General features: G+C 37.4%; 22 protein-coding genes and 1 riboswitch. Of the genes, 12 read left to right on the plus strand and 10 right to left on the minus strand.

Going from position 1 to position 25434, the window contains the following annotated elements:
- The 7 genes from BBH99_RS14695 to folP all read right to left on the minus strand — a co-directional run.
- Nucleotides 1–469: pyridoxal-phosphate dependent enzyme (locus tag BBH99_RS14695; RefSeq protein ID WP_123873193.1), on the minus strand; the 469-nt coding region annotated here is incomplete at its 3' end.
- Between the two features lie 12 nt (nucleotides 470–481).
- Complete coding sequence (gene ilvC / locus BBH99_RS14700) at nucleotides 482–1528, minus strand: ketol-acid reductoisomerase (RefSeq protein ID WP_066697237.1); 1047 nt, start codon at nucleotides 1526–1528, stop codon at nucleotides 482–484.
- A gap of 240 nt (nucleotides 1529–1768) precedes the next feature.
- Nucleotides 1769–2050 carry an ACT domain-containing protein gene (locus tag BBH99_RS14705; RefSeq protein ID WP_066697240.1) on the minus strand — a complete coding sequence of 94 codons (282 nt, stop codon included), beginning with the start codon at nucleotides 2048–2050 and terminating at the stop codon, nucleotides 1769–1771.
- Nucleotides 2051–2061: 11 nt separating this feature from the next.
- Nucleotides 2062–3786, minus strand: a complete 1725-nt coding sequence (gene ilvB, locus BBH99_RS14710) for a biosynthetic-type acetolactate synthase large subunit (protein WP_066697243.1) — start codon at nucleotides 3784–3786, stop codon at nucleotides 2062–2064.
- Between the two features lie 11 nt (nucleotides 3787–3797).
- Nucleotides 3798–5474 (minus strand): dihydroxy-acid dehydratase, encoded by a 1677-nt coding sequence (ilvD, locus tag BBH99_RS14715; protein WP_185111091.1) that lies wholly within the window; start codon nucleotides 5472–5474, stop codon nucleotides 3798–3800.
- Between the two features lie 179 nt (nucleotides 5475–5653).
- On the minus strand, nucleotides 5654–6526 hold the full coding sequence (ilvE, locus tag BBH99_RS14720; protein ID WP_066697248.1) for a branched-chain-amino-acid transaminase: 873 nt from the start codon (nucleotides 6524–6526) through the stop codon (nucleotides 5654–5656).
- A gap of 364 nt (nucleotides 6527–6890) precedes the next feature.
- Complete coding sequence (gene folP / locus BBH99_RS14725) at nucleotides 6891–7757, minus strand: dihydropteroate synthase (RefSeq protein ID WP_066697250.1); 867 nt, start codon at nucleotides 7755–7757, stop codon at nucleotides 6891–6893.
- 285 nt (nucleotides 7758–8042) lie between these two features.
- Between folP and BBH99_RS14730 the strand changes: the two genes are divergently transcribed.
- The 5 genes from BBH99_RS14730 (at nucleotide 8043) to tpiA (ending at nucleotide 13167) form a co-directional block, all read left to right on the plus strand.
- Entirely contained in the window at nucleotides 8043–8609 is a 567-nt protein-coding gene (locus BBH99_RS14730; RefSeq protein ID WP_066697252.1) for a DUF1599 domain-containing protein, read from the plus strand.
- A 1-nt stretch (nucleotide 8610) separates the two neighbouring features.
- Nucleotides 8611–9720 (plus strand): BT_3928 family protein, encoded by a 1110-nt coding sequence (locus BBH99_RS14735; protein ID WP_066697254.1) that lies wholly within the window; start codon nucleotides 8611–8613, stop codon nucleotides 9718–9720.
- Nucleotides 9721–9833: 113 nt separating this feature from the next.
- On the plus strand, nucleotides 9834–10181 hold the full coding sequence (locus BBH99_RS14740) for a TerB family tellurite resistance protein (RefSeq protein WP_066697257.1): 348 nt from the start codon (nucleotides 9834–9836) through the stop codon (nucleotides 10179–10181).
- A gap of 20 nt (nucleotides 10182–10201) precedes the next feature.
- On the plus strand, nucleotides 10202–12328 hold the full coding sequence (locus BBH99_RS14745) for a S9 family peptidase (protein ID WP_066697261.1): 2127 nt from the start codon (nucleotides 10202–10204) through the stop codon (nucleotides 12326–12328).
- 80 nt (nucleotides 12329–12408) lie between these two features.
- Nucleotides 12409–13167: a triose-phosphate isomerase gene (gene tpiA, locus BBH99_RS14750; protein WP_066697264.1), complete on the plus strand. Its 759-nt coding sequence runs from the start codon at nucleotides 12409–12411 to the stop codon at nucleotides 13165–13167.
- A 434-nt stretch (nucleotides 13168–13601) separates the two neighbouring features.
- Here the strand turns inward: tpiA and BBH99_RS14755 are convergent, their stop codons facing one another.
- A complete protein-coding gene (locus BBH99_RS14755) occupies nucleotides 13602–14870 on the minus strand; it encodes an esterase-like activity of phytase family protein (protein ID WP_066697266.1) in 1269 nt (422 codons plus the stop codon).
- Between the two features lie 237 nt (nucleotides 14871–15107).
- A riboswitch (cobalamin riboswitch) is annotated at nucleotides 15108–15300 on the plus strand.
- A 59-nt stretch (nucleotides 15301–15359) separates the two neighbouring features.
- On the opposite strand from BBH99_RS14755, the gene BBH99_RS14760 reads away from it, so the two are divergent.
- Nucleotides 15360–16481 (plus strand): T9SS type A sorting domain-containing protein, encoded by a 1122-nt coding sequence (locus tag BBH99_RS14760; protein WP_083188842.1) that lies wholly within the window; start codon nucleotides 15360–15362, stop codon nucleotides 16479–16481.
- Nucleotides 16482–16619: 138 nt separating this feature from the next.
- On the opposite strand, the gene clpP is transcribed toward BBH99_RS14760, so the two are convergent.
- Together clpP and dnaG are read right to left on the minus strand one after the other, a co-directional pair.
- Nucleotides 16620–17303, minus strand: coding sequence for an ATP-dependent Clp endopeptidase proteolytic subunit ClpP (clpP, locus tag BBH99_RS14765; RefSeq protein ID WP_066697282.1), 684 nt, complete (start codon nucleotides 17301–17303; stop codon nucleotides 16620–16622).
- 111 nt (nucleotides 17304–17414) lie between these two features.
- Complete coding sequence (dnaG, locus tag BBH99_RS14770) at nucleotides 17415–19400, minus strand: DNA primase (RefSeq protein WP_066697285.1); 1986 nt, start codon at nucleotides 19398–19400, stop codon at nucleotides 17415–17417.
- A gap of 354 nt (nucleotides 19401–19754) precedes the next feature.
- On the opposite strand from dnaG, the gene tsaE reads away from it, so the two are divergent.
- From tsaE to BBH99_RS14800, 6 genes are all read left to right on the plus strand, one after another.
- Entirely contained in the window at nucleotides 19755–20162 is a 408-nt protein-coding gene (gene tsaE, locus BBH99_RS14775) for a tRNA (adenosine(37)-N6)-threonylcarbamoyltransferase complex ATPase subunit type 1 TsaE (protein ID WP_066697287.1), read from the plus strand.
- Between the two features lie 69 nt (nucleotides 20163–20231).
- Entirely contained in the window at nucleotides 20232–21422 is a 1191-nt protein-coding gene (locus BBH99_RS14780) for an alanine dehydrogenase (RefSeq protein WP_066697290.1), read from the plus strand.
- Nucleotides 21423–21794 carry a DUF4258 domain-containing protein gene (locus BBH99_RS14785; protein WP_066697293.1) on the plus strand — a complete coding sequence of 124 codons (372 nt, stop codon included), beginning with the start codon at nucleotides 21423–21425 and terminating at the stop codon, nucleotides 21792–21794.
- Nucleotides 21795–21813: 19 nt separating this feature from the next.
- Nucleotides 21814–22590 (plus strand): histidine kinase, encoded by a 777-nt coding sequence (locus BBH99_RS14790; RefSeq protein ID WP_083188843.1) that lies wholly within the window; start codon nucleotides 21814–21816, stop codon nucleotides 22588–22590.
- Nucleotides 22562–23272, plus strand: a complete 711-nt coding sequence (locus BBH99_RS14795; protein ID WP_066697296.1) for a LytR/AlgR family response regulator transcription factor — start codon at nucleotides 22562–22564, stop codon at nucleotides 23270–23272. The genes BBH99_RS14790 and BBH99_RS14795 overlap by 29 nt, the downstream gene beginning before the upstream one ends.
- 372 nt (nucleotides 23273–23644) lie before the next feature.
- Nucleotides 23645–25434, plus strand: a 1790-nt coding sequence (locus tag BBH99_RS14800) for a cation:proton antiporter (RefSeq protein ID WP_066697300.1), incomplete at its 3' end; no start/stop codon positions are given.

Genomic DNA, 25434 nt, shown 5'->3' on the forward strand with positions numbered 1-25434 from the left:
CAAAAGGATGGATGAATGTTCCGTTATTTTCACTACAAAACCTCATCGCAGCATCTTTTGCTTCATCAAAAGTGTCTCCATGCAGAATAATATCAATAGAGTCTCCACCAAACATTCTCACCTGCTCCAGTTTTTGTCCCGGTGTGGGCAAAGGCATAAAAATGGTTCCTCTTACCATCATTGTATTGCAGGCAAAAGCTACTCCCTGGGCGTGATTCCCTGCACTGGCGCAAACAATTCCTCTGGAACGGTCTTCTTTTGACATGGTTGACATTTTGTTATAAGCCCCACGAATTTTATAAGATCTTACTCTTTGAAGGTCTTCTCTTTTAAAATGCACCTGGGCATTATAAATTCCTGATAAATTGTTGTTAACAGCCAATGGCGTTCTTACGCATACATTTTTAAGTCTTTCCGCTGCTTTGTAAACAGTATCCAATACGGATAAATAAGTTTCTCCCGTCCTCATCGTTCTTTTTTATTAATTATTTTCAGGTCTCAGGCTTCGTACCGTTTTTCCTGCTTGCCACATTTCGCTTTCTCTTAACTCTGTTAACTCAACTTCTAATTTTTCTCTGTAATCAGGTTTACTGTTACTGTCGATAGATCTTTGAGCTTCGTTTCCTTTGGCAACATTATCATACAATTCTTCAAATAAAGGAGAAGTTGCATCCCTGAAACGTTTCCACCAGTCTAAAGCTCCTCTTTGAGCGGTTGTACTGCAATTCGCATACATCCAGTCCATTCCGTTTTCTGCTACCAATGGCATCAATGATTGGGTAAGTTCTTCAACGGTTTCATTGAAAGCTTCTGATGGGCTGTGGCCATTCTTTCTCAATACATCATATTGTGCAGCAAATATTCCCTGTACAGCTCCCATCAATGTTCCTCTTTCTCCGGCTAGATCGCTGTATACCTCTTTTTTAAAGTCTGTTTCAAATAAATATCCGCTTCCTATGGCAATTCCAAGAGCCGTCACTCTTTCTCTGGCTCTTCCTGTTGCATCCTGGTAAACGGCAAAACTGCTATTCAATCCTCGATCCTGAAGGAACATTCTTCTCAATGAAGTTCCTGATCCTTTTGGTGCTACAAGAAAAACATCTACATCAGCCGGCGGAACAATTCCTGTACGTTCATTAAAGGTAATTCCAAAGCCATGAGAAAAATACAATGCTTTTCCGGGAGTAAGATGCTGTTTAACTTTCGGCCAGTATTCAATCTGTGCGGCATCACTCAATAAATAACAGATAATGGTTCCTTTTTCCAATGCTTCTTCTATTTCAAACAAAGTTTCTCCCGGTACAAAACCATCTGCTACAGCCTTATCCCATGATTTAGAATTTTTTCTCTGACCTACAATCACATTAATTCCATTATCTTTCTGGTTCAAAGCTTGTCCTGGCCCCTGTACTCCATAACCGATTACCGCTACTACCTCTTCTTTTAATACTTCCTGAGCTTTATTTAGTGGAAACTCCTCTCTTGTTACTACATTTTCTTCTACTCCTCCGAAATTTAATTTTGCCATTTTCTATAATTTTATTTTGTTGTTTAATACTGTTTGATAACACTTACCTTTTAAGAAATAGTAAGTGAAAAAGATTTTATTGTAACACTTAAGTTCACTTTAATAAGTTTAAATAATGCTGAATAAGAAGTTCACATAAGATGAAAATCACAGATTTTCAAAAAAGCTTAAGGGTACTTGATATGCATACAGCTTGTGACTTAAAAATATCTCAAGTGTTATTTTAGCTGTTCATAGCTATTAGCTAGCGTATTCTATTGCTGTGAGATATGGATTTTTATGATAATGAACTTCCAATACATCTACCTGTTTTTCCATTTGTCTGGTAATCTTCTGAACAGATTCTTCTGTTTCTCTGATGATAATGACAAACTTTTTTACATTCTCTGTTTCACACGGTCCCATATTGAAATGGGTTATGGAAATCCTGCGTCTTGAAAAAATAGCATTGATTCTGCTCATCAGTCCCAAACAGTCCTCTGTATAGGCTGTTATGGTGTATTCTTTATTTTCTGTTCTCATTTTCGTTGATTTTATGATTTATGGTTCAATACAATTTCTGAAACACTTTTCCCCTGGGGAATCATAGGAAATACATTGTGTTTTTTACCTGTCATTACCTCCAACAGAAAGGCTCCTTTATGACTAAGCATTTCCTCAAGGGCTTCTTTCAAATTTTCCCTCTGACTCACTTTTCTTCCCGGAATATGATATCCACTTGCCACCTGCACAAATTCCGGGCTCTGGATGTCCACGGAAGAATATCGCTCTTCATGAAACAACTCCTGCCACTGCCTTACCATACCGAGATAGCTGTTATTCAGGATTAAAATTTTAACCTGAGGATGATATTGCATGATGGTTCCCAGCTCCTGAATGTTCATCTGCGCACCTCCATCTCCCATTACTGCAATAACAGGCAGATTACGTTCTCCATAAGTTGCTCCTATGGCAGCGGGAAGGCAGAAGCCCATTGTTCCCAATCCGCCACTTGTAACATTAGTTCTGGTATGTTGAAAGTTGGAATATCTGCAGGTTACCATCTGATGTTGTCCTACATCCGTTACAATCACGGCTTCTCCTTTCGTCATTTCATTGAGGCATCTGATCACTTCTCCCATAGTGATCTCTTCTTCACTGGGATATAATTCTTCATTGATGAGATTAATACTTTCCACTTCCAGACAGTCTTTAAACCTTTGGTGCCATTCCGGATGTTCTCTTTTCTGAATCAATGTGGTAAGAATCGGTAAGGTTTCTTTACAGTTTCCAAGAACCGGAACATCTGCTTTTACATTTTTATTGATTTCAGATCGGTCAATGTCAAAATGAATAATCTTAGCCTGTTTGGCATACTGATCCAATTTTCCGGTTACACGATCATCGAAACGCATTCCCACGGCAATCAGCACGTCACATTGATTGGTTAAAATATTAGGACCATAATTTCCATGCATCCCTACCATTCCTACTGCCTGTGGATGATCCGTAGGCAAAACACCTATTCCCAAGGCCGTCCATGCTACCGGGATTCCTGATTTTTCGGCAAATTCTAAAAACTCACGCTCTGCTTTTCCCAGCATAATTCCCTGTCCGGCAATAATGAACGGACGTTCTGCCTGGTTAATTAGTTCTGCCGCCTGTTCAATATATTCCAATGATGGAACAGGATCCGGTTTATAGCTTCTCAAAGAATGACAAGGTGAATATCCTTTGTATTCAACTTTCTGCAACTGTGCATTTTTAGTCACATCAATAAGTACCGGTCCCGGACGGCCGGATTTTGCTATATAAAATGCTTTAGCTAACACTTCAGGAAGCTCATTGGCATCCGTTACCTGATAATTCCATTTGGTAACGGGGCTGGTGATATTCATCACATCAATTTCCTGAAAAGCATCTGTTCCTAAAAGATGATCGAACACTTGTCCGGTAATACAAACTAACGGTGTATTATCCAGTAAAGCATCTGCCAACCCTGTCACCAGATTAGTGGCTCCCGGACCACTGGTAGCCATAACCACACCTACTTTCCCGGAAACTCTGGCTAACCCCTGTGCAGCATGCACTGCTGCCTGCTCATGGCGGACAAGAATATGTTCCAGTTGATCTTTGTAATCATAAAGGGCATCATAAATAGGAATAATCGCACCTCCCGGATATCCAAATACTGTTTTCACCCCCTCCTGAAGAAAGGCTTCAAGAATAATCCGGCTTCCGCTGAGTTCTGCAGCTGTTGATTGATTTAAATTCTTCATACTCTCTGATTTTAAATTTCATCCGTTACACAGCCTTCAGCGGCGGATGATACAGTTAATGCATATTTGTAAAGCAATCCTTTTTTCACTTTTAAAGCAGGTTTTTGCCAGCCTTTCTTTCTTTTTTCAATCTCTTCCTCTGAAACTTTTAGCTGTATGGTGTTATTAACAGCATCAATTTCTATAAGGTCATCATCTTCTACAAAAGCGATTAACCCACCTTCATGGGCTTCCGGAGTGATATGTCCTACAACAAAACCGTGAGTTCCGCCACTGAACCTTCCATCTGTAATCAAAGCCACACTGCTTCCCAGTCCTGCACCAATCAAAGCGCTTGTAGGTTTCAGCATCTCCGGCATTCCGGGAGCGCCTTTGGGGCCTTCGTTACGGATTACAATTACATCTCCATGTTGTACGGTTCCATCTTCAATACCTTTGATGAGGTTTTTCTCTCCATCAAATACACGGGCTTTTCCAACAAACCGTTCTCCTTCTTTACCGGTTATCTTGGCAACACTTCCTTTTTCGGCAAGGTTTCCATACAGTATTCTCAAATGTCCTGTAGGTTTTACGGGATTTGATAGAGGTTTTATAATCTTCTGAATATTAAAATCCAGTGTTGGAACATTTTCTAAATTTTCAGCTAATGTTTTTCCGGTAACTGTTAAACAGTCACCATGTAGCAGCCCCTGCTCTAACAAGTATTTCATCACTGCAGGCGTTCCGCCATGTTCATGTAAATCCTGCATCAGGTATTTTCCGCTTGGTTTAAGATCTGCAAGAACAGGTGTACAATCGCTCATTTTTTGAAAATCATCCTGAGTAAGAGATACTCCCACACTTTTAGCCATTGCGATGAAATGAAGAACCGCATTGGTACTGCCTCCTAAAACCACAATCAGACGAAGTGCATTTTCAAAAGCTTTGCGGGTCATAATGTCTGAAGGTTTGATATCTTTTTCCAGAAGGATCTTCAGGTATTTTCCGGCTTCCAGACATTCATTTTGTTTTTCTTTGCTTAAAGCCGGATTAGAAGAGGAATACGGAAGACTCATTCCCAGTGCTTCTATGGCAGATGCCATTGTATTGGCTGTATACATTCCACCACAGGCACCTGCTCCGGGACAAGAATTTTTGACCACTCCATCAAAATCTTCTTCTGAAATTTCTCCTGCAATCTTTTTCCCTAAAGCCTCAAACGCAGAGACAATATTCAAAGTTTCACCTTTGTAACATCCTGGGGCAATAGTTCCCCCATATACCATCAATGAAGGTCTGTTCAGTCTTCCCATGGCGATGATGGTTCCAGGCATATTCTTGTCACAGCCGGGTAAAGCAATGAGCCCGTCATAATACTGGGCACCGCAAATAGCTTCAATACTGTCTGCAATTACATCCCTGCTTACCAGTGAATAGCGCATCCCATCCGTTCCATTGCTCATCCCATCGCTTACCCCAATGGTATTAAAGATCAGCCCTGCCAATCCATGATCCCATGTTCCTTTTTTGACGACTCTGGCCAGATCGTTAAGATGCATGTTACAGGTATTTCCATCGTATCCCATGCTTGCAATCCCGATCTGTGCTTTATGCATGTCTTCTTCTGTAAAGCCAATCCCGTATAACATTGCCTTTGCGGCCGGCTGTTCACTGTTTTGCGTGAATGTTTTTGAATATTTATTTAACATATTTTCCTGCATTTGCTGTTCTTCCAGTCTCTTTAAATGATTGTTTTTTTACTTAATTTTGGTTCAAAACTACAGCTTGTCATATTTTTCCAATGCTCAGTTTTTCTGAAACTACAATATCCAATTGTTTAAAATCAGATTATAACAAATTAATAATCAGTTGTTTATATTTTAGAAATTTACAATGACAGAACTCTCACTAATTTTGAATAAGCCTGCTGTACCTTTTCACTTGCAGTATCTTCCCATTGTTTGGTGAAAGGGACATCATCCAAAGAATCCAGTGCAACGATTTCAGCGGCTGTACCACAGAAAAAAGCGGCATCTGCCCCTCTCATTTCTTCGGGTTTGAAGAAGGTTTCTTTAACCGGAATATTCAGTTCATTGCATATTTCAAAAACAGTCTGTCTTGTGATACCCGGAAGGATATTTCCTTTTGCCGGAGTAAATAATGTTCCGTCTTTTTCATAAAAAACATTGGCACCTGAGCTTTCTGCAACATTTCCACTTTCATCCAGGACCAAAGCTTCATCATATCCTTTGTCTTTGGCATCCTGACAGGCCAAAATAGAGTTCACGTAGTGTCCGCCAACTTTTGCTTCCACTTTGAAGGCTTTCGGATTAGGACGTTGGAAAGGGGAAGTCATGATTTTCATTTTATCTGCCAGATAACCATTGCTCCATTCCCAGGCCAGAAGAGACAGGTAAGATTCTTTACCTTTTGAAAGGGACATATTGGGAGAACAGGTTACCAAAGGGCGGATATAAGCATCTGTAAAGCCGTTCAGTTCTAAAAGTTCATACGTAAGATCTGTAAGCTGATCTACTGAATAATCAAAAGGAATGTGCATCAGCTCTGCGGATCTTTTCAACCTTTCATAGTGTTCTTTTGCTTTAAAAATCCTGGTTCCATGCGCTGTCTTGTAAGATTTGATTCCTTCAAAGACTGAATATCCGTAGTGAAGGGATTGTCCGTAAAGGTTGGTTCCTGCGTCTTTAGCTTTCATGAAATTTCCATCAAAATAGATGACCGTGTCGTCGTTGTAATACATGTTATAATGGGTTAAAATTTAAGAAATGGGAATAAAAAAAGCCCTCTCACAGTGTGAGAGGGCTCAATATATGTACAGTCATACATCTTCCGTCTCACACACGTAAGGGAATAATAATGACGATAATAATTACTGCGAATAACTGATACATAATTGTACTCTAAAAATTAAAATAAAAAAAGCCGCTTCAACAATGAAACGGCTTCTATATAATTTAAATAAAAATCTATTTTAAAATGCCGTTTCCTGACTGTTGTAAATGACAACAGCTGCAATAGAAATGACAATAATATTTTTCTGATTCATAAAATTCATACTGCAAATGTATAAACTTTTTAAAAACCTGCAAGTTTTTTAGCACTTTTTATTTTTTCTGTAAAAAATGACTGAGTGTTTCCTTTGCTTCAGCCACATCATGAACCCTTAAAATTTTGGCTCCTTGCTCCAGAACTTTCATGTGTAATTTCTGTGTTTCCTCATTGATGTCAAGCGGAGATTTTCCAATTGGCTTATAGATAAATGATTTCCTTGAAATACCGATTAATAAAGGAAATTTTCCAAAACCGAGATATTCAACTTCGTTAATCATTTTCATCTGATCTTCCACCGTTTTTCCAAATCCGAAACCGGGGTCTAAAATGATATCTTTCACGCCCTTTTGTAACAACTCATTAGTCTTTTCAGAAAAGTAACGGTTCACTTCCAATGTAATGTCCTCAAACTTAATTTTATCATGCATGGTTTCATAGGATGGATTAACATGCATTAAAATGTAAGGAAGCTGAGTTTCTGCTGCTGTATCAAACATTTTTTCATCATACTGTCCACCTGAAATATCATTAATGATGTCTATTCCTTCATTGAATCCAAACCTTACAGTTTCCGCATAGAAAGTATCCAAAGAAATCAATGCTTCCGGAAATTCTTTTTTGATCTTAGCAATCACGTTTCCAATTCTTTTGATCTCTTCTTCACTGCTCAAAAATTCAGCATTGGGACGGGTAGATTGCGGACCGATATCAAGAATTCCGGCTCCCTCTTTCAATAGTTTTTCAGCATGTTCCAACGCCAGTTTTTCATCATTGAATTTTCCACCATCTGAAAATGAATCCGGAGTAAGATTGAGGATTCCCATGATCTTTGGAGTATCCAGTTGTACCAGTCTGCCATTGCAGTTGATGGAGTATGTTTGAGGGTTTGAGGGTTTGAGGGTTTGAGAGTCTGGGAGCATGAGGTTTATAAGTAGTGAATGATAGGTAATGGGTAATTTTATATACTGCAAAATTAGCAATTTGTACAGGGAATAAAAGTAAGAAAACAAGAAAAATAACAGATGGTTTCTACAACATATCATATTCTCAAGTATATTCAAACTGTAATACGCTAGTACGCTACCACTCTAATACCCTTCTACCCTAAAACTCTCCCACTCTACAACACCATACAAATATGATTCAAATCAAACTCATTTCATAAACAAAACCGAATTCGTATATTTGGAAGATTAAGAAATTTTATGTCAAAAACATCAGTACAATTCGGGAAAATTATCAGTCAGTGTCGTGATCTTTTCAGTAAAAAATTACAGGATTACGGGCCTGCGTGGAGGGTTTTAAGACCAAGTTCCATTACGGATCAGATTTATATCAAAGTTAACAGAATCCGTACGCTGCAAATGACTGATGTAAAAATGGTGGATGAAAGTGAAGTAGATGAGTTTATCGCGATTGTCAACTACTCTATCATTGGGCTTATCCAGCTTGAAAAGGGGCTTTCCAATGATTTTAATGAAAATAAGGAGGAAATTTTAAGTCTGTATGACAAATATTCCCATGAAGCTCAGGCTTTAATGGAAAGAAAAAATCATGATTATGGGGAAGCATGGAGAGATATGAGAATCTCTTCCATTACAGATCTTATTTATCAGAAAGTACTAAGAACCAAGCAAATTGAGGATAACCAGGGAAAAACCATTGTTTCAGAAGGTCTTGATGCCAACTATTTCGATATGCTGAATTACGCTGTTTTCTGCCTGATTAAATTCTCAGAACAAAAGAACCAATTCGAACCCAAAACTATTTAATATGATCAAAGGTTTATTACGCTTTATTATCGCAGTTATTTTTATCCTTTCCGGCTTTGTAAAAGCGGTGGATCTGGTAGGATTCTCCTTTAAAATGGAGGAATATTTTTCACCTGCAGTCTTCAATATGCCGTTTTTTGAAAAATTTGCCCTGCTGTTTTCAATTATCGTTGTTGTGCTGGAGCTTTTCTTAGGATTTATGCTACTGCTGAAAATGAAGCTTAAATTTACCTTATCAGCCTTAATAGCACTTTGTGTATTCTTTGGCTTCCTTACCTTCTATTCCGCATATTTCAATGTGGTTACAGACTGTGGATGCTTCGGAGATGCTATTAAATTTACGCCTTGGCAGAGTTTCTTTAAAGATGTTGCTCTCCTTATTGGGCTTATCCTTCTGTTTGTTCTGTACAAAAAAGACTTCCGTAAAACGGATGAATATGGCAGCAGTAAAAAAGAATCTACGGGCAAATTCAAATATGCTCTTTTCGCAGTATTTTCTTTGGGAATGATTTACATTATGGCTCAAGGAATTATGCATGAACCGATCATCGACTTCCGTGATTATAAAGTGGGATCAGATATTAAAGGAGAAAAAGAAAAAATCAATAAAAACCCGTCAGAATATAAGACTTTTTATTCCCTGAAAAACCAAAAAACTGGAGAAGTTTTAAAGGTGAATCAGGATGATTATATTAAAGAAACAAAATACTGGGCAGAGGGTTCTCCATGGAAGATTGAAGAAGGAAAGAATGAATCTGTACTTGTAAAAGAAGGATATAAATCTGAGATCGTAAAATTCAAGATTGAAGATCCTACAGGAATGGAACTTACTGACGAGATTATCAAAGCACCTAAAGCTATTTTAGTATTTTCTTATCATCCGAAAGAGGTTTCTGCTAATCTTCTTCAAAAAGTTGAAGCTAAAGTAAATACGCAGAAAGGAGCACTTATCTATGGCGTTTCAACAGATCAGAATACTTTTAAAACCATTAAAAATGCCATGATGGATGGTACAGCCATTAAAACCATTGCAAGAAGCAACCCGTTTGTCCTTATTCTTCAAAATGGAAAAATAGTTGACAAACAGCCTGCAAAGGATTATGTAAAATAAATATGAATGGTCTATTTGCTTTGCAAGTGAATCGTGAATAGCAAAAATAAAGACCAGAGCTCCAAACTTGGAAACATTTTAACCTTAAACACTAAATTTAATTATAAAACAACATGCAAAAATCAAATAAATCTATCGCCGGTTACCACTTATTAATGATCCTTTCTTCTGTAGACGGAGAGTTTGCTCCTGAAGAAGGAATGCTGGTACAGCAATATCTGGCGGATGAATTTCCATTCAGAATGAACCTTGATAATGAACTTGAAACACTGGCTCTTTTACAGCCCGAAGAATGGAAAGACCACTTTGAATTCCATGCAAGATGCTTCCATGATGATTCTACAGAGGATGAGCGTGTAAAATTTGTTCAGTTTGCCAAGTCTCTGATTAAAGCAGATAATAAGGTCACTGAAGAAGAACACACTTTCTATGTTCTGCTGAAAAACTTATGGGGATTGTAATTCCATCAAAATAAAAAACCATGAAAAAAATTTATCTAGGACTATTAGTAATGAGTGCATCTACATTTCAATCTCAGAAATTTCCGGATCTGAAAGCTCCTGTTGCAGAAAAGCAGGAACACATCAGAGAAATCCACGGTGATAAGGTAAACGATCCTTATTACTGGATGATCGATTATTTTAAAAAGGGAAAAGATTCTACCAAAGTTGTTGATTATTTAAAGGCTGAAAACACCTATTGGGAAGGCATGATGAAAGATACAGAACCTTTCAGAGAGAAGCTTTTCCAGGAAATGAAAGCCAGAATTAAAGAAAAAGATGAGTCTGTTCCGGTTTTTAAGAACGGCTATTATTATTACACCCGTACAGAAACAGGAAAACAGTATTTTAAATACTGCAGAAAAAAAGGCAGCCTTACCGCTCCTGAAGAGATTCTTCTGGATGTAGATCAACAGGCTGAAGGACATTCATATTATGCTGCTTCAGGGTTCAGTATCAGTCCGGATAACACAAAAATGATTTATGGTGTAGATGATGTATCCCGAAGACAGTATAAGTTATTCTTAAAAGACCTGTCAACAGGAAAAACCATTGATCTCGGTATTAAAAACACAACAGGATCAGCCACATGGGCGAACGATAACAAAACGATATTTTACACTTCCAAGAACCCGGAAACTCTTTTAACGGAAAAGATTTTCCGACATACTTTGGGCACAGATTCTTCAAAGGATGCCCTTGTATATGAAGAAAAAGATAAATCCAACTATATTGGTGTAGGGAAATCCAAGAATGAGAAATTTATTATGATTTATTCTCAGGCTACCACTTCTTCCGAAACCAGATATCTTGATGCCAGTGATCCCAATGGAACATTTAAGGTTTTTCAGCCTAGAATAAAAGATGTCCTGTATGATGTCACTCCACTGGAGGATAAATTTTTAATCACCACCAATAAGGATGCCCTTAACTTTAAAGTTGTTGAAACACCTTTAAACAAAACAGGTGTTGAAAACTGGAAAGATTTTATTCCACACAGAAAAGAGGTTCTGATGGAAGGAATTACTGAGTTTAAGAACTATCTGGTATTCAGTGAAAGACAAAACGGACTTTCTCAATTGGTGATCTATGACAGAAAAACAGGTAAAAAAGATTTTCTGAAATTTGATGAAGCGGCTTACACTGTTTATCCATCCGGAAATCCTGAATATAATACCGATAATTTCCGTTTCGGATATACTTCCATGATTACACCAAGTTCTCAGTATGAACAGGATTTAAAAACAGGAAAAAGAACCCTTCTGAAGCAACAGGAAGTTTTAGGTGGTTATAATAAAGAAAATTATATTACTGAAAGACTTTTTGCTACAGCAAAGGACGGAACCCAGATTCCAATTTCCATAGTTTACAAAAAAGGATTTAAAAAAGATGGAAACAGTCCGTTATTGCTGTATGCTTACGGTTCTTACGGAAATTCTATGGATGCCACTTTCAACAGTAACAGATTAAGTTTGTTGGACAGAGGCTTTGCCTATGCTATTGCCCACATCCGCGGTGGTCAGGAAATGGGAAGACAATGGTATGAAGACGGGAAAATGATGAAAAAGAAAAATACATTTACCGATTTCATCGATTCCGGAGAATATCTTGTGAAAGAAAAATATACATCGCCAAAGCATTTATATGCCCAGGGAGGAAGTGCCGGAGGTCTTTTAATGGGAGCTATAGCCAATATGAGTCCTGGCCTTTGGAATGGTGTTATTTCCCAGGTCCCTTTTGTAGATGTTGTGAATACCATGCTTGATACAAGTATTCCTTTAACGACTAACGAATATGATGAATGGGGTAATCCCAACAATAAGGAGGCTTATTTATACATGAAATCCTATTCTCCATACGAAAATATCGAAAAGAAGAACTATCCGAATCTATTGGTAACAACGGGACTTCACGATTCTCAGGTTCAGTATTTTGAACCTGCTAAATGGGTAGCCAAACTGAGAGATATGAAAACGGATAAAAACGTTTTATTATTAAAAACAGATATGGAATATGGTCACGGCGGAGCCTCAGGAAGGTTTGATTATCTGAAGGATCTTGCTTTGGTGTATGCTTTCATGTTTAAATTAGAGGGGATTAATAAATAATAAGGCTCTCGCAGATTTTGTAGATAATGCAGATTTAAGTGCGAGTTTAATTAAAAGTAAAATAAATCAATATAAATCTTATGAGAAGAAAAATAGTTGCAGGCAACTGGAAAATGAACAAAAATGTAATTGATGCACAACAATTGATGATTCAGTTACTAAGCTATAAAAACAATCATGCTACCAACTGTGAGGTTTGGATTGCTCCTCCATCTTTATATTTAATGATGGCTAAAGACATCTTTGAAAAGGATGAAATCGGGGTATTCTCTCAGGATATGAGCGAGCATGAAAGCGGTGCTTATACAGGAGAAATTTCTGCTGATATGTTAGAATCTATTGACGCAACAGGTTCTTTAATCGGACACTCTGAAAGAAGACAATACCACGGTGAAACAGATTCTCACTGCAACAGAAAAGTAAAATTAGCTTTAGATAAAGGGCTTATCCCAATTTATTGTAACGGAGAAACTCTTGAGCAAAGAAAGGCAGGGCAACACCTTGAAGTGGTTAAAAACCAAACTGAAGTTGCTCTTTTCACTCTTTCTGCTGAAGAAATCAAAAAAGTAGTCATTGCTTACGAACCGGTTTGGGCAATAGGAACAGGAGAAACAGCAACTCCGGAGCAGGCTCAGGAAATTCATGCACACATCAGAAGCATCATTGCTGCTAAATATGGGCAGGAAGTTGCTGATGAGGTGTCTATCCTTTACGGAGGTTCTGTGAAACCTGACAATGCTAAAGAGATTTTCTCTCAACCTGATATTGATGGTGGTCTTATTGGAGGTGCTGCTTTGAAATTAGAGGATTTCTCTAAGATTATTGAGGCTTTCAACTAATTGATAACAACAATAAATAAAAATAAAGCCCTTGGAAGTAATTTTCAAGGGCTTTTGTAATAGGTTTTGGCTGAAGCCAATGGATTGTATTAACATTTCTAAATGGGCTAAAGCTCATTTCTATTGAATATATACTACTATCTATTCAATTAAAAACAAGAAAATAAACATACGGTTTGTCATTCTGACGAAGGAAGAAACTCTACATCATTATTCAAAAGTAACAGCTTAGATTCTTACAGAATGACATAGACTCCGAAAAAACCAGTCTGAGAGATTACTTACAGGGCTCTTATTGTAGGTTTTGGCTAAAGCCAATGGAAATTTCATGATTATTTAAACGGGCTAAAGCCCGTTTCTATTGAATACTTGAAACTGCATACCATAAAAAACGGCGGAATAAATCCCGCCGTTTTCTGTTAAAAAAAATCTAATTATTGAATATCGACTATATACATAGTTCCTTTGTCAACCTTCCCTGTTTTAGGAAGGATTTTAGCTTTAGGGTTTCCGTTTCCATCATCTACTACACCAAAATCGTCATCATTAAAAACAGCTAGTTTATTATTTCCTAAATAAACAATTCCCTCGAATTTATCATGTTCATAACCAAGTTTTGCCACAAGATCTACAGCTAGTTTTTTAGTCACAGGTTTAATACCCGCAGTGGTAAGCTCATCCCAGGTGCACTGTTCAAGGGCTTTATTGTTCACCTTCATTCCGTCTACGGCTGCAAGATCTGTTCCGGTTACATCCGTTGCATCACTTAGGTTGATTCTGTATACCTTTTTAATTCCGCCCTGTGTTCCGAAATTACCGTCTCTTTCAATCACCAGGAATTCATTATTGCTTAATGCTGTAATATCGCAAACAGAATCAGAAGCTCCGCCATCCTGTTTATAAAGGTATTGTTTTGTTTTTCCGGTACTGATATCGAAAGTTACTATTCTTGTTAAAGTTTTATTCGTTGCCAATGCTTTTGATGGTACATACATCATTGACTGCATGGTTCCTACCAGTGTTTTTCCGTCTGGAGTTATACAAAGTCCTTCCATTCCTCTGTTGGCTCTTCTTTTAGCCAAAACAGCAGGTAATTTTCTGTTTCCTGTATCTACACCTATCGGGCTTATTCTTTCCAGTTCCAGTCCATCAGCACTGTAATGAACAATATGCGGTCCGTATTCATCAGATACCCAGAATGTACCGTCTGGTGCAGCTACAATACTCTCACTGTCCAAACCATATTTATCCGTACCCAGAACATTTCCTGAAGCATCATAAGCTATTTCACCTGTACTTCCCATTCCTGCAGGGTTTGGAAGTCCTGTAATAGGTTGTCCGGATGGATTTTTAAGTTTAATATATTTAATAACTTCTATTTTTCCTTCTGCATTAATTTTAAAATGCATGATGGTAGGAGTAAAATTAGGCGTTAAAAACTTCTTCCCATTCAGGTAATCTGTGTTCGGACCACGGTCTGTAATCACATAAAACTCTCCTTTTCTTGTTGGGTGAGCTGCCGCTCCAGAGCCGAATCCGCCATTAATTACATCTACTCCGCTCACTGTTGCCAGTGTTGTAAAAGGAAACTCCTGCGGAAGTTTAGAATAATTGATATCCTGGTTATTTATCGTATTGTCATCATCTTTACTACATGACCATGCTACAGACATCACCAAAACAGATAATAGTAATTTTTTCATATTAACTTTTATGGCGCGAAAGTATAAATTGATTATAAACTTATCTTGAATGCAATGATAATTCTATTTTAACAATAGAACCCTGAGATTAATTCAATATAAACAACAAAAAATACTATCTAAATTTCAAAATCAAAACGAAAACCCCAATTCATTATCAGTCAACAAAATCCACAATCAAAAAACACTGGAAACTGATCTATAATTCACAAAACGGATATCAAAATTTATATGATATATTTGCACCGTTTTTAAGGTTGAACACTGTTCACAATAGGGAATCAGGTGAGAATTATATTCAAATCCTGAGCTGTACCCGCAACTGTAAGCTGATTTTTACCTGTAGCTATGAGATACCACTGGAGCAATATTCCGGGAAGGTTGGTTATAGGATGCAAGCCAGGAGACCTGCCTTGAATACAATTTAATTTCAGGATAAAACCATCCTGTCAATAAGTTTCGGGAATAAAACTTTAATTTAATTATATTATGAGAAAAATCTATCTTTTTTTCTTACTGCTTTGTATGCAGTTTTTCTTTGCCCAATTCACAGAAAACGACATTAAGTTTTGGGTAGGGACCGGTTCTAAAAAGGCTTATTTCATTGCCGATTTTAATGACAACAATACACCTGCGTCTTATGCATGGGGTTATCGCTTTGATGATGATAATTTAACGGCTGAAGACATGATTAACGCTATTGTAGCAGCAGAACCTAATATAGAGGCAGACATTCCTTCAGGATTTCTATACAGTTTTACATACAATCACCATACTCCAAGCACTGATGATTACTGGATTACATGGACTGGTCAAAATGCCGGGAATATGTCCAATCAAAATAATGGTGTAGGTTATACTGCTTTAACAGATGGTTTATGGTTCGGTATTACTTATGGTACTGATGCCACCAGCTTCAATACTCCGCCATCAACACCTATACCTGCTTACAATTCTCAATGGTATACCTCATCCCAAATTACCAACTGGATTGGAACAGGAAGTAACAGAAGTCTTGTTGTTGTAGATTTTGGAACTCATAGCTCCAATGGTCATGCTAATTCTTTTGTTTTCGGGATTCAATATAATGGTACTCTAACAGCAGAACAAGCTTTGCAACTTATTCAGTCACAAGCTCCTTATTTTAATTTCACTTCCAGTAATAATCAAATCTCCAGTTTATCATTAAATACTTTTACCGGAAGCAACTCCGGAACTGAGAGCTGGAAGCTATATACAGGGAAAGATCTTTCAAGCTGGCAGAAAAAGGCAGACCTCAGCCAGATACAATTGAGTAACAATACATGGATGGGGTTAAGCTTCGGAGACAGAAGACCTTTTACTCCTACTGAAGCGAGTAGTGCTACTTTGTCTGTTGCTTCGGTGAATAAGAAATCATCATTCAACATCTATCCAAATCCAACGAGTGATTTTATTCAGATTGAAACTACTGAAAATATCAGAGAGGTCAATATCTATTCTTCTGTAGGACAGAAAATAATGACTTCCCAATCAATGAAGATTGATCTTAAAACTTTAACAGCCGGAGTTTATTGGGTTGAGATTAAAACTAAAAATGGTTCTACGGTGCATAAGGTTGTGAAGAAGTAGAAAGAAATATCACGTCTTCAATTGTGATTTCCTCATTATATTATTTGTCATGGAACACTTATAAAAAATTCGTGTATTTGTGGCTAAACAAAAAACGCATCCAATTCGGATGCGTTTTTCATTATGATGCAATATCAATTATTTTTTCTCTGCTCTCTGAAGAACCTCATCTACCATTCCGTAGCTCTTAGCTTCTTCAGAAGTCATCCAGTAATCTCTGTCAGAAGATTTCTCTACCCACTCGTAAGTTTGTCCTGAATGGTGAGCGATGATGTCATAAAGTTCCTGCTTTAATTTCAGCATCTCTCTTAAGTTGATCTCCATATCAGAAGCTACTCCCTGAGCACCTCCTGAAGGCTGGTGGATCATAACTCTTGAATGCTTCAATGCAGAACGTTTTCCTTTTTCTCCTGCAACCAATAATACAGCTCCCATTGAAGCAGCCATACCTGTACAGATTGTTGCTACATCCGGCTTAATGATCTGCATCGTGTCATAAATACCTAAACCGGCATATACACTACCACCAGGAGAGTTGATATAGATCTGAATATCTTTAGACGGATCTGCACTTTCCAGGAATAAAAGCTGAGCTGTAACGATGTTTGCTACCTGATCGTCAATTCCTGTTCCAAGGAAGATAATTCTGTCCATCATCAGACGGGAGAAAACGTCCATCTGAGCAACGTTTAATCTTCTTTCTTCCATGATGTACGGAGTTAAATTCGTTGGGCCATACATCCCCATATACTGATCGGTAACCAAACCGTTGTTTCCTAAATGTTTTACAGAGAAATCTCTGAATTCCTTTTTAATGTCCATATTTATATTATGTATTATTTAAAAAATATTTTCAACGTTTAAATTACAATATTTATTCCTAAAATTTTATAGGACTTTTTGTCACAGAATACCAATCCTTTTGTCTTTAAACTATCTTTTTCTATCCACATAAATCCCTTTGATCGGAGAATATTCAATCATATTACTGAGTCTGATGGAAGCCTGCTTCAATAAAGTTATTTTTTTTATCAGTTCATAATACTTTCCTTCATCAGTAGTACTATATTGATCCAACTCTTTTGCTGTTTCCTTAATCAGATAATCAATATACCTGTATTTATGCAGCAAAACATCACCTTTGATCTGATCTGCCACCTTATCTCCATAATTGGGCGGATAAATATTCCTGGAAGCCCAGTTTTCTAGTTCATCCAAAGGAATAAGCGCGTCCACAACCTTTGTAGTGATCTCTTCATCCATAAAAGATACAAAAAAGTTTCCACTTCTCAACTCATCTTTCTGGATTCCTTCCTTTATCTGATTGATAATGATCTCATTTTCTTTGACTAAAAATGTATACTGCTCTTCTTCAAAGTGATGAAGAATTTCTTCAATCACTGTGATCTGATATTCTTCATTATTCTCATCTCTCCTTTTCAGGACAACATCTCCAAACATCAGCATATGATCTACCAATTTATTTTCCATAAACAGCACATCAAACAGGAAAGGATCTTCCTTTTCCTTATCCAGCGGAACAATTTCCAGCTTTGGAGCCGTTTTTTCCTTCTGTTGCTGCTGAACATGATGGGTTTGATTCTGAGTGATCTGCTTCTGAACATCCAGCTCATTGAAAAGACTCTGTTCAGAAAGTCCGAATTTATTGGAAACTTCCTTCAGATATACCTCTCTCTTCAGCGCATTCTGTACAAAGGAAACCGATTTTACGATATCACGGATCGCCTCTGCCTTTTTAATAGGATCATTTCCGACATCTCTTAACAGCACTTCCGCTTTAAAGTCGATGAAATCCATCGCTTCATTCTCGATGTACTTTTCTACGTATTCCTGCGGATGTTTTCTGGCAAAAGAATCCGGGTCATCACCATCCGGAAAAAGCAGAACACGAATATTCATTCCTTCTGTCAGAAGCATATCAATACTTCGGAAACTGGCTTTAATACCTGCATTATCACCATCGAAGAGAATCGTTACGTTTTCTGTAAGCCTCTTAATCAGTTTAATTTGCTCGGTGGTAAGGGAAGTTCCTGAACTGGCTACAACGTTTTCAATTCCGGACATGTGAAGGGAAATCACATCCATATACCCTTCTACCAAAAGACAGCCGTTTTTTCTTGAAATAGCCTGCTTACTTTGGTTGAGCCCGTAAAGGACATTGGATTTATGATAGATCTCCGTTTCCGGTGAATTGAGATATTTTGCTGTTTTTACATTACTCTTAAGAATTCTGGCTCCAAAACCTAAAACCCTTCCCGAAAAGCTATGAATCGGGAAAATTACCCTTTCACGGAATCGGTCGACTCCCGCCGGCGTATTTTCAGGGAAAATAGATAATCCGGATTTTTCAAGAATCTCTTTGGAATATCCTTTTTCCAAAGCATATGCTGTAAATGCATTCTTTTGTTCGGGAGAATATCCAAGCTGGAATTTCTTAATGATATCATCTCTAAGCTCTCTTTCTTTAAAGTAGGATAATCCTATACTTCTTCCCTCCTGATCATCCCAAAGGATCTCCTGAAAATAAGTATTGGCAACTTCATGAATTTTATACAGCAGATCTTTTTCCGTTTGAGCATGTTTGGCTTCTTCGGAAATTTCACGCTGGTCTTCTTCAATTTCAATTCCGTATTTTTTGGCAGCATGACGAAGCGCTTCGGGATACGTAAAATTCTCAATCTCCATCAGGAAAGAGATGGCAGTTCCTCCTTTTCCGGTAGAGAAATCTTTCCAGATCTGCTTGCTGGCAGACACTACAAAACTTGGAGTCTTCTCATCGTGAAACGGGCTGAGTCCTTTATAATTAGACCCCGCTCTTTTCAACTGAACGTACTCTCCCACTATTTCTTCTACACGTATCGTTGAGAAAATTTTGTCTATTGTCTGCTTAGAAATCATGCTGCAAAATTAAGTATTTTATATCCAAGTTGGAAAATTTGAAAAGGGAGTTATAATCTAATTCTTATGAGTAAAAATAATAAATTACATTCTTATCAGGATTAGACCATTAAGAAAAATGAAGTTAACTTAAGATAAGTTAAGATTACCAAAGATGGATAAAGAATACCACTTCACCAAAGCCTTAGCTATATCATTGCTCTTCTTCTCTCCTTAAAATCCTTAATGGCTCAAAAAATTGAAAAGCACTTTTCTCCCTATTATCCGCTCTCTTACTCTACAACACTCACACACTACCACTCTCAAAACTCTCACTCTAAAACTTATTCATTATTTTTGCAGACAAATAAGCCTATGCAGTTCACTATACATACCATCGAAGACTGGCAGGAAGTTGTAGACAGCATTCTTCCTGAGTTAAAACATAATATCCTTTTATTAAAAGGAAATCTGGGTGCAGGGAAGACTACTTTCTCACAGGTTTTACTTAAAAACCTTGGAAGTAATGATGAGGTAAGCTCTCCTACCTACTCCATTGTAAATGAATACAATACTCCAAAAGGAAAAGTTTTCCATTTTGACCTTTACCGCTTGAAAAATATTGAAGAGGTGTATGATATCGGGATTGAAGAATATCTTGACAACTCTTTTCTATGCATCATTGAATGGCCGGAAGTGTATGAAGAAGAGCTCTACGGGCTCAACTACCACACAATGAGTATTGTGAATACGGGTGAAAACAGAGAAGTTTCATTCGAGTAAATATTATGTATCTTTGCTTATTAATTCAGTATTAAAATAACAATCTGTAAGACATAATTTAATTTAAAAATGAGTACAAATATTTTTACTCCTTTCACAGAAGAAGAATTGATGCCGAAAGAGGAAAAATTGGAGGTTATAAAGAAGGGAAAACAATTCAGTATTGGAATTCCTAAGGAAACCTGTCTTAACGAAAGGAGAACCTGTATTACTCCGGACGCTGTACAGGTATTGGTAGAGCACGGCCATGAGATTATCATAGAATCAGGGGCCGGACAAGGTTCATTTTTTACAGATTTACAGTATTCTGAGTCTGGGGCAAAAATCACCAATGATCCTAAAGAGGCATTCGGGCAGGATCTGATCCTGAAGATCAACCCTCCTACTCTGGATGAAATTGATTATATGAAGCCTAATACGTATATGGTTTCAGCACTTCAGATCAACCTTAGAGACAAGGAGTACTTCCTTAAGCTTGCAGAGAAAAAAATAAATGCCATTGCCTTTGAATTTATCGTAGATGAATACAAACAACTGGCATTGGTAAGGCTAATCGGTGAAATTGCAGGAACCGTTTCCATTTTATATGCTTCAGAATTATTAGCACTTTCCAATGGGTTAATGCTTGGCGGAATTACAGGGGTAAGACCCGCTGAGGTAGTAATCCTTGGAGCCGGAATTGTAGGTGAATTTGCCACAAAGGCAGCCATCGGGTTGGGAGCAAGTGTAAAGGTTTTCGATAACTCATTATCAAAATTAAGAAGGCTTCACACCATGGTAGACAGCCGTGTACCGACTTCCATCATCGATCCTAAAGAACTCAGCAAAAGCTTAAGACGTGCTGATGTAGTCATCGGGGCACTTCCAAGATTAAATATGACGCCTATTGTGACGGAAGATATGGTCATGAAAATGAAAAAAGGCAGTGTCATTATCGATATTACCATAGACAACGGTAAGGTGATTGAAACCTCAGAGTTAACCACTATGGAAGATCCTTATGTTATCAAACATGGCGTCATCCACTGCGGACTTCCGAACCTTACTTCAAGAATGCCGAGAACCACTACAAAGGCTATCTCGAACTTCTTCCTTTCCTATATTTTAAATTATGACGAAGAGGGCGGCTTTGAAAACATGCTGATCCGCAAAAACGAAATGAAGCAGAGCTTATATATGTACAAGGGAAGACATACTAAAAAGATCATCTGTGACCGTTTCGGACTTACATACCACGATATCAATCTTTTAATTTTCTAAATGAAAAAACTTAAATTTTATGCAATAGGCTTCGTTCCGGGGCTCATTATCGTATTCTTTATATTAAACAAAAAAGGGGCAAGCTGCAGCGGTTATTTACCGAACAGCCGAGTGATTGCAGAATCTCTTTCTAAAGAATTCAAATATTCCGATGAAGCTAAAGCTGCTATGGCTACTTATAAGATTGATGAAAAGTTTGTAAAAGACAGCATCATCACCAACGGAAAAGTGGATTTCGACAGAAGTCATGCTCAAAAGAAACCATGCCCGGATTATCTTCTGACGTATCCTGAAAAAAATCCTTCATATGAGATCACTTTCGAAAAATGTGAGGAAACATTGACTGTCAACAGTCTTAAGAAGCTAAAATAGTTTCAATAACTATAATTCTATGGAAGGCAATTACTACATGATTCATGATTATCTGATATTCATCGGAGTCTTTGCCATTTTCCTTTTTCTCGCAGCAATGATCTATCTGTTCAGCCAGAATCAGAAGCTGAAACAAAGCAATACCAAGCTTTCAGAATCCAATAAAATCATTGAGCAGAGACTGAATGAAGTTCGTTTAGAACATATCGGAACCAAACTGAATCCGCATTTATTTAAAAACATCCTTAATTCAGTTCAGTCACATGCTTATCAGACCTATATGTCTCTGGATAAGCTGGCCAATGTTCTGGATTATATTTTATACGAAAGCAATAATAAATATGTAAGTCCCAAAGAGGAACTTAACTTCGCTTTAAGCCTTATTGAGATCAATAAAATTAAGGTAAACCCGCTCTTCGACTTCAGAATTAAATTCAAGATCAATAAAACGGATACGATCTATGAGGAAAAGGTTTTTGCTCCTCTTATTTCCGTTGATCTTATTGAAAACGCTTTCAAACACACCGATTTCCTGGCTCAGGATTCTTTTATTTCCATTTTTATGGAACTCGAAAACAGGGTATTTACCATGAAAGTAATTAACAAAGCTTCTTTAAAGAACAGCCTTGAAAAGGAAAAAAGCGGTTTTGGAAGCCAGTCTCTGGATCAGAGATTAAAAATGATCTACAATACCCATTACCAGCTGGAAAAAAGTTCAAAAAACGGTATCTTCACAGCAGAATTAAAAATCAACTTAGGAGAATTCTATGATAAAATGCGTTATTCTGGACGATGAATTATTGGCCATCAGCTATTTGAAACTTCTATGCGAACAAATTGATGATGTAGAAGTAGTAAAAGCATTTAATGATCCTAAAATTTTCCTGAACGAAATTGATTCCCTGGACTGCAACTTATGCATTCTGGATATTGAAATGCCCGGAATGACAGGACTTCAGGTGGCAGAAATTATCTCAGGTTCTAAAAAAATTATCTTCACCACCGCTTATAAAGAATATGCCGCAGAAGCGTTTGATCTTAATGTAGTTGATTATGTAAGAAAACCGATCAAGAAAGAACGTCTGATCCAGGCTTTTGAAAAGGCTAAAGAGCAGATCAACACTGTTCAGAAGAAAACCTTCATCGAATGGAACAGCAATATCGGTAAAACGGTTATTTTAACGGAACAGATTGCTTATATCAAGACTTCAGAAATCGATAGCCGCGATAAGGATATTATTCTTAATGACGGAACGACCATCGTTTTAAAGAACCTTAATTTTAAAAGCCTTCTGGAAATGCTTCCAGCCAAAGATTTTGCACAGGTGAATAAAAAAGAGATCATTGCCTTATCTTCCATTAAAGCACTGGGAACCAGTGAAGTCATCACTACAATTCCTGCTGAGGATGACCATTTTCTTAAGCTTCAGATTGGGGATGCTTACAAAAGTTCATTAATGGAATGGTTTACCAAATAGCTTCTAAATCCACTTCACAAACAAAGTTAATCTGATGGCTTTTTAAGCGACCTAGGAAACTGGAGCGTAAAAAAAATGAAGGCTGTGAACGTTAAGAAAACTCTATTGTTTGAGTGCGGGACAAATGTTGATAATAAAAATAGATGGCTACCGCACGAGTTTAGAGTTTTTAGAGAACAGTCTTCATTTTTAGCGGAAGTTTCCAAGTCTTGAATTTTTCGTTCTTTTGTTTCAAGACAAAAGAACATTTAAAAGCTTTATTTCAACACTAAGATTTTTATTACATTTTTCACCCTATTCATTACATTTTAAAAACAAAGTGTTTTAACCTAAGCATATTCTCACCAACTTTGCATCAAAATATTAGGAATCATGAATTGGGGGAAATACAGAAATTTAATTTTCTACATTACGACCATAGCGGTTTTTTCCTGTCTGATGTACTTTTTCATTATTGAAGGACAGACATTGGAGATCAAGGAAAATATTGTCACTAAAACAAGTGCCGGATCTACATGGGACAACTTTCAGGAGTCATTTAAAACAAATCTTCATCACCCTTTAGCATTATTACTGGCACAGATTGTTACGATTATTCTTACGGCAAGGCTTTTCGGATGGATCTGTATGAAGATCAAACAGCCTTCTGTGATTGGGGAAATGATTGCAGGTATTGTTTTGGGTCCCTCTCTTGTAGGAATGTATTTTCCTGAATTTTCAGCATTTCTTTTCCCAAAAGAATCATTGGGTAATTTACAGTTTCTAAGCCAAATAGGACTTATCCTATTCATGTATATTGTAGGAATGGAACTGGACCTGAGTGTTTTAAGAAAGAAAGCTCATGATGCTGTGGTCATCAGCCATGCCAGCATCATCATTCCTTTTGCACTCGGAATTGGATTGTCTTATTTTATTTATCAGGAATTTTCACCTGCGGGTATTCAGTTTACTTCTTTTGCTTTATTTATAGCCATTTCCATGAGTATTACAGCCTTTCCGGTATTGGCAAGGATCGTTCAGGAAAGGAATCTTCAGAAAACCAAGCTTGGAACCATTGTTATTACCTGTGCCGCAGCAGACGATATTACCGCATGGTGTATTCTGGCTGCAGTAATTGCCATTGTAAAAGCAGGTTCCTTTACAAGTTCCATTTATGTCATTATTATGGCTGTTGCTTATGTATTTCTGATGATTAAAATTGTACGACCGTTCCTGAAAAGAATCGGAGATCTTCAGGTTGGAAAAAGTACGATCAGCAAACCGATGGTCGCTATTTTTTTCCTTACCTTGATCCTGTCCTCATATATTACTGAAGTGATCGGTATCCATGCTTTATTCGGAGCCTTTATGGCTGGAGCCATTATGCCGGAAAACACCAAATTCCGAACTTTATTTATTGATAAAGTAGAGGATGTGGCATTGGTACTGCTTCTTCCGTTATTCTTTGTTTTCACAGGACTTCGTACCCAAATCGGCCTATTAAATGACAGCCATCTTTGGATGACAGCAGGATTTATTATCCTGACGGCAGTCGTTGGAAAGTTTGCAGGAAGCGCCCTCACCGCCAAATTTGTCGGAATAAATTGGAAAGAAAGTTTAACTATCGGAGCGTTGATGAACACCAGAGGATTAATGGAGCTTATCGTTCTGAACATTGGCTATGACCTTGGGGTATTAGGTCCTGAAATCTTTGCCATGCTTGTCATTATGGCTTTGTTTACCACTTTTATGACAGGTCCGGCTTTAGACTTTATTAATTTTATTTTCAAGTCTAAAAAAGATGAAGATGAATCCATTGATGCAGCCAACGATTCAAAATACAGGGTTTTATTATCTTTTGACAAGCCAGAATCCGGAAGTACACTGCTAAAACTGGCTTATGATTTCACCCATAAAATGAATGGCAATAAAAGCATCACCGCCATGAATATTGCTCCGGTAAATGAACTGCATGCTTATGATATGGATGAATATGAGGAATCCCAGTTTCAGAATGTCATAGAAAAATCGCACGAGCTCAATCTGGAGGTGACTACTCTTTTTAAAGCCTCTACCGATATAGAGAATGATCTCACAAGCATTACCAACAAAGGTCATTATGATCTCCTGCTTATCATGCTTGGAAAATCTATGTATGAAGGAAGTTTATTAGGAAGACTACT

The sequence above is a fragment of the Chryseobacterium contaminans genome (genome assembly GCF_001684955.1).
In the GTDB taxonomy this organism is placed as follows: Bacteria; Bacteroidota; Bacteroidia; order Flavobacteriales; family Weeksellaceae; genus Chryseobacterium; species Chryseobacterium contaminans.

Bases quoted from the DNA above. Each gene is read 5' to 3' on its own strand.
- ilvC (WP_066697237.1), bottom strand. From the start codon at position 1,528: ATGGCAAAATTAAATTTCGGAGGAGTAGAAGAAAATGTAGTAACAAGA.
- BBH99_RS14705 (WP_066697240.1), bottom strand. From the start codon at position 2,050: ATGAGAACAGAAAATAAAGAATACACCATAACAGCCTATACAGAGGAC.
- ilvB (WP_066697243.1), bottom strand. From the start codon at position 3,786: ATGAAGAATTTAAATCAATCAACAGCTGCAGAACTCAGCGGAAGCCGG.
- ilvD (WP_185111091.1), bottom strand. From the start codon at position 5,474: ATGTTAAATAAATATTCAAAAACATTCACGCAAAACAGTGAACAGCCG.
- ilvE (WP_066697248.1), bottom strand. From the start codon at position 6,526: ATGTATTACAACGACGACACGGTCATCTATTTTGATGGAAATTTCATG.
- folP (WP_066697250.1), bottom strand. From the start codon at position 7,757: ATGCTCCCAGACTCTCAAACCCTCAAACCCTCAAACCCTCAAACATAC.
- BBH99_RS14730 (WP_066697252.1), top strand. From the start codon at position 8,043: ATGTCAAAAACATCAGTACAATTCGGGAAAATTATCAGTCAGTGTCGT.
- BBH99_RS14735 (WP_066697254.1), top strand. From the start codon at position 8,611: ATGATCAAAGGTTTATTACGCTTTATTATCGCAGTTATTTTTATCCTT.
- BBH99_RS14740 (WP_066697257.1), top strand. From the start codon at position 9,834: ATGCAAAAATCAAATAAATCTATCGCCGGTTACCACTTATTAATGATC.
- BBH99_RS14745 (WP_066697261.1), top strand. From the start codon at position 10,202: ATGAAAAAAATTTATCTAGGACTATTAGTAATGAGTGCATCTACATTT.
- tpiA (WP_066697264.1), top strand. From the start codon at position 12,409: ATGAGAAGAAAAATAGTTGCAGGCAACTGGAAAATGAACAAAAATGTA.
- BBH99_RS14755 (WP_066697266.1), bottom strand. From the start codon at position 14,870: ATGAAAAAATTACTATTATCTGTTTTGGTGATGTCTGTAGCATGGTCA.
- BBH99_RS14760 (WP_083188842.1), top strand. From the start codon at position 15,360: ATGAGAAAAATCTATCTTTTTTTCTTACTGCTTTGTATGCAGTTTTTC.
- clpP (WP_066697282.1), bottom strand. From the start codon at position 17,303: ATGGACATTAAAAAGGAATTCAGAGATTTCTCTGTAAAACATTTAGGA.
- dnaG (WP_066697285.1), bottom strand. From the start codon at position 19,400: ATGATTTCTAAGCAGACAATAGACAAAATTTTCTCAACGATACGTGTA.
- tsaE (WP_066697287.1), top strand. From the start codon at position 19,755: ATGCAGTTCACTATACATACCATCGAAGACTGGCAGGAAGTTGTAGAC.
- BBH99_RS14780 (WP_066697290.1), top strand. From the start codon at position 20,232: ATGAGTACAAATATTTTTACTCCTTTCACAGAAGAAGAATTGATGCCG.
- BBH99_RS14785 (WP_066697293.1), top strand. From the start codon at position 21,423: ATGAAAAAACTTAAATTTTATGCAATAGGCTTCGTTCCGGGGCTCATT.
- BBH99_RS14790 (WP_083188843.1), top strand. From the start codon at position 21,814: ATGGAAGGCAATTACTACATGATTCATGATTATCTGATATTCATCGGA.
- BBH99_RS14795 (WP_066697296.1), top strand. From the start codon at position 22,562: ATGATAAAATGCGTTATTCTGGACGATGAATTATTGGCCATCAGCTAT.